General features: G+C 51.9%; 7 protein-coding genes, 1 other RNA gene and 2 pseudogenes. 4 read left to right on the forward strand and 6 right to left on the reverse strand.

All coding sequences use genetic code 11. From position 1 onward, the window contains the following. Positions 1 to 203: 203 nt before the first annotated feature. The gene (locus AC07T0_RS27395) at positions 204 to 743 is read right to left on the reverse strand and encodes a hypothetical protein (RefSeq protein ID WP_495004118.1); all 540 of its coding nucleotides are present in this window, start codon (positions 741 to 743) and stop codon (positions 204 to 206) included. A 146-nt stretch (positions 744 to 889) separates the two neighbouring features. Between AC07T0_RS27395 and AC07T0_RS27400 the strand changes: the two are divergent. Next, positions 890 to 1,350: pseudogene (locus AC07T0_RS27400) on the forward strand (recombinase family protein); the annotation flags it as partial. Positions 1,351 to 1,677: 327 nt separating this feature from the next. On the opposite strand, the gene AC07T0_RS27405 reads toward AC07T0_RS27400, so the two are convergent. From AC07T0_RS27405 to AC07T0_RS27420, 4 genes are all read right to left on the reverse strand, one after another. After that, on the reverse strand, positions 1,678 to 2,514 hold the full coding sequence (locus AC07T0_RS27405; protein WP_495004119.1) for a macro domain-containing protein: 837 nt from the start codon (positions 2,512 to 2,514) through the stop codon (positions 1,678 to 1,680). 36 nt (positions 2,515 to 2,550) lie between these two features. Beyond that, positions 2,551 to 3,114: a TIR domain-containing protein gene (locus AC07T0_RS27410; RefSeq protein WP_495004120.1), complete on the reverse strand. Its 564-nt coding sequence runs from the start codon at positions 3,112 to 3,114 to the stop codon at positions 2,551 to 2,553. 469 nt (positions 3,115 to 3,583) lie between these two features. Continuing rightward, an RNA gene (gene ffs, locus AC07T0_RS27415) (signal recognition particle sRNA small type) lies at positions 3,584 to 3,680 on the reverse strand. A gap of 368 nt (positions 3,681 to 4,048) precedes the next feature. Then, positions 4,049 to 4,363, reverse strand: a complete 315-nt coding sequence (locus tag AC07T0_RS27420; RefSeq protein WP_495004121.1) for a DUF6124 family protein — start codon at positions 4,361 to 4,363, stop codon at positions 4,049 to 4,051. Positions 4,364 to 4,735: 372 nt separating this feature from the next. On the opposite strand from AC07T0_RS27420, the pseudogene AC07T0_RS27425 reads away from it, so the two are divergent. From AC07T0_RS27425 to AC07T0_RS27435, 3 genes and pseudogenes are all read left to right on the forward strand, one after another. After that, positions 4,736 to 4,963 (forward strand): annotated as a pseudogene (locus tag AC07T0_RS27425) (T6SS amidase immunity protein Tai4 family protein); the annotation flags it as partial. Positions 4,964 to 5,078: 115 nt separating this feature from the next. Further along, positions 5,079 to 5,342, forward strand: a complete 264-nt coding sequence (locus AC07T0_RS27430; RefSeq protein WP_495004122.1) for a type II toxin-antitoxin system RelB/DinJ family antitoxin — start codon at positions 5,079 to 5,081, stop codon at positions 5,340 to 5,342. Further along, on the forward strand, positions 5,329 to 5,610 hold the full coding sequence (locus tag AC07T0_RS27435) for a type II toxin-antitoxin system YafQ family toxin (RefSeq protein WP_495004123.1): 282 nt from the start codon (positions 5,329 to 5,331) through the stop codon (positions 5,608 to 5,610). The genes AC07T0_RS27430 and AC07T0_RS27435 overlap by 14 nt, the downstream gene beginning before the upstream one ends. Before the next feature lie 8 nt (positions 5,611 to 5,618). On the opposite strand, the gene AC07T0_RS27440 is transcribed toward AC07T0_RS27435, so the two are convergent. Continuing rightward, on the reverse strand, positions 5,619 to 6,788 hold the full coding sequence (locus tag AC07T0_RS27440; RefSeq protein WP_495004124.1) for a zinc-binding metallopeptidase family protein: 1,170 nt from the start codon (positions 6,786 to 6,788) through the stop codon (positions 5,619 to 5,621). Between the last annotated feature and the right edge of the window lie 258 nt (positions 6,789 to 7,046).

Below are 7,046 nucleotides of genomic sequence, written 5' to 3' on the forward strand. Positions count from 1 at the left end.
GGGCTAAATGGATTTACTTTATTGGCCAGGTCAAATCAAAAAAATAACCACCATATTTTTGCACCCCAGAGGTTTCTTGTTGCGAAATTTAAGCACAACACTTACGTACAATGCAGAAAAAAGAACCATAAAATTTGATCTACGGAGATTTCTTATGATTACATATACGGATACCAATGCGGGGCCGAATCTGATTTTTATTGCTAGCCAATCACAAAGGAAGCGCATTGTGTCTTCATGTACGAGTCGAATGAAATATCTTCCGGCCAAAGCGCAAGATTGACGACAATACCGCCGTATTTGCTGACCACCCTACCCAGAGCCTTCTTCGTATCCGAGGTCAGAATTACTGAATGGACTGACCTCGCGGCGAGTGATACATCAGCCTCGTTTTTGTATAGCCCCGTAGGCCGTAGCTTGTCTTTGATGACCCCATTTTCCGAACGCAATATCTCGCTTTCCGCCAGATCGATAAACCTTCCGCAATCAAATCCTCCTACCCGCGATTCACCATCCGAGTTTGCTTCAGCAAAACCAAAGTAAGTGTCGGTAGTCACTGCTCCGCAGGTAATCCATTTCGTCACATAGCCCTTCAATTCCTCGGGCAATGTCCGTATCTCAAACTCGGCTTCGCGAGTAATAGCGAAGACAAAATCGTCCACAGAAATGTCGACCGCCAGGTCCACTTTCCGAGCAAACAGGTAATCCCAAGCATTGTTGTCGATGAAAACGCTGACGGCCATACACTTAATCCTTACTGATAGATTTGTGGAAAAATCCTGTAGTGCACCTACTTGATTGAAATTTCTAGGCCCATCATTTTCATTGTACGCCAGGACATTTGATCTGAAGCCCCCTACCGTATTGATCGAGCGTATGACGACCTAGCCTAGTCGAAGAAACCATTTCAGGCAGTGCCGCCGCGAAGGAGCGTCCGGGCTTTCAGAAGCTACTGGAACGAATGGAATCGTCTGACGTGCTGATCATCACCAAACTGGACCGCTTGGGCTGTAACGCCATGGACGTCCGTCAGACTGTTGAGCATCTGGCGACCACCGGCATCCGTGTTCACTGCCTCGCCCTCGGTGGTGTGGACCTCACCAGTGCAGCAGGCAAGATGACCATGCAGGTACTGGGTGCAGTGGCTGAGTTTGAACGTGACTTGCTAATCGAACGCACTCAGTCAGAGTTGAAGCGTGCAGAGGCTGAAGGGAAGAAGCTGGGTGACCAGAAGCTACAGACACCGCCGCCGTGCAGCGACTCAAGGCACAGAATATGTCGCAATCTGAAGTTTCGGGAGAACTCAAAATTGGCATTGCAACAGTCAAACGTCACTGGAACAGAGTTTGATGCTTTAACGTCGCACAAGCCTCGCACGACAATAAGTAGCTTAAGTGCGTGTGGGTTACACTGGCATTCACTCAAAAGCTCTTGCATGAACCCACAGGAGCTTTCATGATCATGCGTGTGTTGCTACTCAGGATTTAGCGATTTAATGATGGCGGCATGTTTCTAAAGCACCTAACCATTGAGCTTGGGTGACAAATATCCATACCGGATTTTCCTCCTGATCAGCAGGTGGTTGAACACCGATTGCCCACTCTATTTTCAGGGGGGGAGTTGAGTGGTCAAAGTGAGCAATCAAATACAAATCTGAAGTTCCAAGCTCAGCCAGAACTAAAGACCATTCTTAGCCATCCTAAAATCTAGTAGGTTTACTTTGTCTATTTTGCTCTCATGAACAACAATGGTAAGTTTAGCAGGATACTTGAAGCGCATTTCACTAATCCTAAAAGTCCAAAGCATAATTTTTAGCAAATCCTCATCGCTAATATTTTTATGCTCTTTGATGCGAGTAATGCCCGAACCAAACACAGGAACCGAAACACTCTTCTGAGCATAAACACGATTAATTTTATCCCAAAACTTTATTAGAAACGCCAGATACTCTGGCATTGTGAGTACAGCCCTATTTGCATCATCAAACTTAGCAAATGCCGCCAAGATAAAGTCTTTATAAACACATACCGTACCTATCTCGTACTTCTGCTTCTTGCCTACACGCCTACCCTCATTAAGCTGCGCCAGATCGCCGTCCTCGAACTGGTATTTCTCCAAATACTGCTCCAAATCATCTAGCGTCTCCGGAAGATGCTCACTTATAAAAATCCCGTTTAGCGACTTGGCAGATATAATTTCATCATCCACCCGAGTATCAAAATATTCATTAAATGCGATAACTTTAAAATCTTGCTCTTTAAATAGATCTCCCGCTTTTACAGTAACGGTACTACCTTCAATATCGAGGTTAACCACCTCCAGATGATTCGCTCTACACCAACTAACAACATAAAATACAAATAGACCAAGCAGAAAAAGAAGCCCCGCAATATATTTTGATTTCTCCGGAACACTCACAAATATCAGCGCTAACGTAGCAATCGAACTAATCCACGACACCTTCCCCTTAAAGTTCACCCACAAAGTTTTATCAGTAAATTTTACCTTAATCATCCGCCCCCCAATGAAACCTATATCTTCTGCAGAAAATTAGATTTTATACCAGTAGTCCCCAGTACCAGTCTTCCCTGTAACGGTTAAATCACTATCTTCCAGCGCCTTCTTTATAAGCTCTTTCTTCATTGGAACATGCAATACCGGCACTTTACCCTTTAACGATTTGAAAGCCGGGAGTTTATCCCATAAATTTTTGATTTCGCGTTTCAGAGCACTATTCTCTACCAAATCCGCCTTTTCGCTATACTCAGGATAAATCACTATAACTGGTAAACCCTGATTATCAATTCCATATTCGATTTCCTCCTTGACCGCCTTCGACTCAACAGTCTTGCTGCTAAGGATAAGAACGATATTCTTTGAAGATTGCAGACGCTCACGCAGCCTTGGTTTCAGCGTTGTTTCCCAGTTGCTACCATCTCGAACACTATAGGTTTTGGCATGTGAGTCGTTGAAGGGGTAGGACGAGTCCAGTGCCTTCCATGCTTTAAGCATATTGTAATAATTAAAATCTCTTGTCGCGTGCGCACCTAGCGCACTAGCGTCGAAGGGTTCGGAAACATAGAAGGCGCAGTAATTTCCATTTCTATATGCCACAAGCATTTCTCCTAGATAAAACTTTAAGCCGTCACCTTCCGTTCGCTAAATCCATACGGAGGCGCTTCTGACTGGCATCCATCAAGAATCGTTCGCTCTCAAAGACCGCCGCGATGGCATACTAACAGTACTGACTACCCCAATGGCAACCACACCGGACGCTGATCAGCCAAAAGCTCCAGCCGAGCACTTGGAAAGCTGGGGGAGCCCTGATGCGTACTCGAATTGTGAAGAAACGGCGCTCACTTCAGTGCTCGCATTTCTGGTGACCAGCTGCTAATCGCAATCTGGGCGCTAGACGACACTCCGAATTTATTGGCGAAGAGAAGCTTGGACTTGGAGAGGGGGAAATCATTCGACTAGAATGCCAAGTACAGTGCACCACTTTGGTGTACCTAAACGCTGTCACACTTCGAGATTTTTTACTGACAAATCCTTGCAAAATCAAGGATTTAGAGATAGGTGGCAACCCCACCAGCCACACCCCGGCACACAATGTTCCCGCTGTGGCTGCTTCCTTCCGGATCTGACCAGGTTCACGGGTAATCGTTGCGGGGGGACCGATGGGGTCACCATAACGACGCCCGCCTGACGGCGAGCCGCGCCATTGTACCTAGATAACGAGAAGTTACAACCGCTAGGCGTCGATAAAAATTCGATGGGGTTCAAGTACTTGTCGGTGCCTGGCGTGTGACGGCCCTCGGCGTGGATCAGGCCCTGTGGCCTGCCAACGATGGCGGTGTTGGATTCACTGCCGTCATCGCCAGCAAGCTGGCTCCTACAGGTTGGTGTTCCAACGCAAAAGTATCGCCGACCGCAGGGTCCTTGTAGGAGCGAGCTTGCTCGCGATGAACCAGAGAACACTGTGGTGTACCAGGTACCCCGCGTTATCGTTGACGATCATCGCGAGCAAGCTCGCGCCTACAATTCTGGGTCACGCAGGGTGCGCTTGTTTGTCCAGCAGAGCATCCACACGACTCAGGGCCAAATCGACCAGGTGCACCACGCCCAAAGCCAACTTGCGATTGGAACCCTGCAGGTTGTCCGCACACTCGTAGGCAGTAGCCGAGGCGGACTGGAGAATTTCGTCGATTTGCGTCAGGGCGTCCTCGGTAGTCAGCTGTTCGCGTCGACGCCGTAAGACATTGTCCGATGGTCGCTCGTAATGGGCGAACGCTCGCTCGATGGCGAGTTGGCTGGCAAGAGACGATAGGTCTTCGGCTGGGGGATTGGGGGTGATCTTGAACATACAGGTGCACCTCTTTCTTGCTGATTGAGAGAGGCCGTCACCGTTTGCTTGCACGCAAAGAGGGTGGCAGCTATACGCAGGTGTGCAAGACCGGGGCAAGAAGAGGCGCACTACCCGGCAGATCCCGAAGATCTCCCGCGTACAGCCGCCATAACACCAAACTCCGGGCATGAAGATGCCCAAAGATAGTGGTGGCGTTGATGCGCCTTATCTCGCAGTCCGGACTTGCACGTCCGTATCACCGATTTCGCGGTGACGGAATGCAGACTAGCCGCCGCTTCGAACAGGCGCAACGGGCTGGGATTTTCTAGGAAATTTCAGGCAAGTGAAAGGGATCTTTCGACAATTCGGGCTTGGAACAAGGGCTTGCAGGTACGCGACTGGACCGAATACGATCTGGAAAAGGCCCCTAACGCGATCAAGGCCCTGGTGGATCGCTATCTGGCCCGCGACTATCACAACCCGCTGGTTGAGTCGGAGGTTCAGGGCGTGCGTTTCTATTTGCTGAAATGCCTGGACCTGTATCACAGCAAGGAGCTGGATGTGCAGGTCAAGAGTCTGGTGTTCCACCCGAAGCGGATTTACAGGCAGGACAAGTGAAGCATTGGCGCTGACCGGGGATCTGAACCAACTCGCCGCTCTCACGCCCATCGCTCAGATACAACAGGCTAGCAGCTGGGCTACAATGTGGCCCAATAGCCTGGAGAATCAAACCATGTCCGCAAACGCAGTAGTTCGCGCTCGTATCGATGAGCACATCAAAGAAGAAGCGACCGTCGTACTCGCCGCGATGGGACTGACCATATCCGATGCCTTCCGTATGATGCTGACCCGCGTAGCCCAAGAAAAAGCCCTACCGTTTGAGCCGCTCGTGCCGAATGCCACCACCTTGAACGCTATGAAAGAAGCTCGCCAAGGTAATTTGAAGTCGTTCGACTCCGTAGAGGACTTGATGGCGGATCTGAATGCGGAAGATTGAGCAAACGGGACAATTCAAGCGCGACTTCAAGCGAGAAACCAAAGGGCGGCACCGAGAAACGTTACAAAGCGATTTTGTGCCCATCATCACAGCATTGGCGAATGATCGACCATTGGCCGAAAAACACCGCGATCATGCGCTTACGGGCAACTGGAAAGACTTCAGGGATTGCCACGTCAAACCAGACCTAGTGATGATTTATCGAAAACCGGATGACGCGGCCCTGCAACTCGTCCGACTCGGTTCATACAGCGAACTGGGCTTGTAAAGAACCCCTCAGGACGTAACCTGTAGCACCTCATCCGCCCGACCGCCCTCCTCCTGGATCACCAGGTGGATGAAGTGCAGCTTGGCAATGGTCGCCGGCGGTAGCACAAAGGGGTAGAAGTCTGGCTGGCCCATGCTGCGGGACAGTTCGTTGAGCATGCCCGCCAGTTCAATCCAGGCGTTGACGAACGACAGGAACGCCGGCCCCTCTGGATGTTGAGGGTCGTAGAGTGCGCTCAGGGGAAACGACGGATAGTCGAAATCCGATTCCTTGGCACTCATGCCAAAGCCCAGCGCCGTGTCCACCGCGTCCATCATGTGCAGGTAATGCGCCCAGGTCTCGGCCCAGTCTTCCCAGGGATGCATGGTGGCGTAGGCGCTGACGAAGTGTTGCGGCCAGTCCTGCGGCGCGCCCTGTTGGTAATGGCGCTCCAGGGCGTCGGCATAACTGGCGCGCTCGTCGCCGAACAGGCCGCGAAACGGCTCCAGCCAGTGGCTGTTGGCAATTAGCCGGTCCCAGTAGTAATGCCCCACTTCATGGCGGAAATGGCCAAGCAAGGTGCGGTATGGCTCGCGCATCTGCACCCGGACTTTTTCCCGGTGCTCGTCGTCAGCTTCCTTGATGTCGAGGGTGATCAGGCCCTTGGCGTGGCCGGTCATGGGCGCCTTGCCTTCCAGGTCGACACCGACGAAGTCGAAGGCCAAGCCGTTTTCCTCGTCCCAGGTTTTCGGGATGACTTGCAGGCCCAAGGTGATCAGTTGAGCGACCAGTCGGCGCTTGGCGGTTTCAACCTTGCACCAGCGCTCGGGGTTTTCCGCGATGGACAGGTCGGGGATGGTGCGGTTGAGGGCGCACGCGGTGCACAGGTCGCTGCCGCGGGCATAGGGGATCAGCCAGTTGCAGGCGGCCGCAGTGTCAAGGTTGGCGCATCGGTGGAACAGGCCGGCGCCGGGGTCGGTATCCAGTTGCCAACTGTCCGGGTAAGGACCGGGCTGGAGGGATGACAGCGCACTGCCCTGCGGCTCGTAGCCGAGTGCCGCGGAACAGGCCAGGCATTGGCTGTTGCGGAAGAAGACCGATTGTCCGCAGCGGCAATGCCAGACCTTGCTGTTGCGCGAAGGCTCGCTAACGAAGGGTGCAGCGATGCGTGAGCTGAGTTGTTCGAAGAACCGGTACATGGCGATCTCTCCAGAGGCCTGCCTAGACTAGATCATTGGGCGCGGTGGCGGGCTCCCTGATGCTGGGAAAGAAACATGGGCTCTAGGGCCAGAGCTTGCTTGCGAAGCTTTTGGCGGCCTCAAGGGCCTCTTCGCGGATAAATCCGGCTCCCACAATGTTTTGTGTCGAACCAAGAACTTGCATGCGACTCGATATCCAATGTGGGAGCGGTGCTTGCCCGCGAAGCTTTTGGCGGCCTCAAGGGCCTCTTCGCGGAC

This window comes from Pseudomonas sp. GW821-FHT04D07 (assembly GCF_059420225.1).

Coding starts and splice junctions, on each gene's coding strand:
- AC07T0_RS27440 (WP_495004124.1), bottom strand. CDS start 6,788: ATGTACCGGTTCTTCGAACAACTCAGCTCACGCATCGCTGCACCCTTC.
- AC07T0_RS27420 (WP_495004121.1), bottom strand. CDS start 4,363: ATGTTCAAGATCACCCCCAATCCCCCAGCCGAAGACCTATCGTCTCTT.
- AC07T0_RS27435 (WP_495004123.1), top strand. CDS start 5,329: ATGCGGAAGATTGAGCAAACGGGACAATTCAAGCGCGACTTCAAGCGA.
- AC07T0_RS27405 (WP_495004119.1), bottom strand. CDS start 2,514: ATGATTAAGGTAAAATTTACTGATAAAACTTTGTGGGTGAACTTTAAG.
- AC07T0_RS27395 (WP_495004118.1), bottom strand. CDS start 743: ATGGCCGTCAGCGTTTTCATCGACAACAATGCTTGGGATTACCTGTTT.
- AC07T0_RS27430 (WP_495004122.1), top strand. CDS start 5,079: ATGTCCGCAAACGCAGTAGTTCGCGCTCGTATCGATGAGCACATCAAA.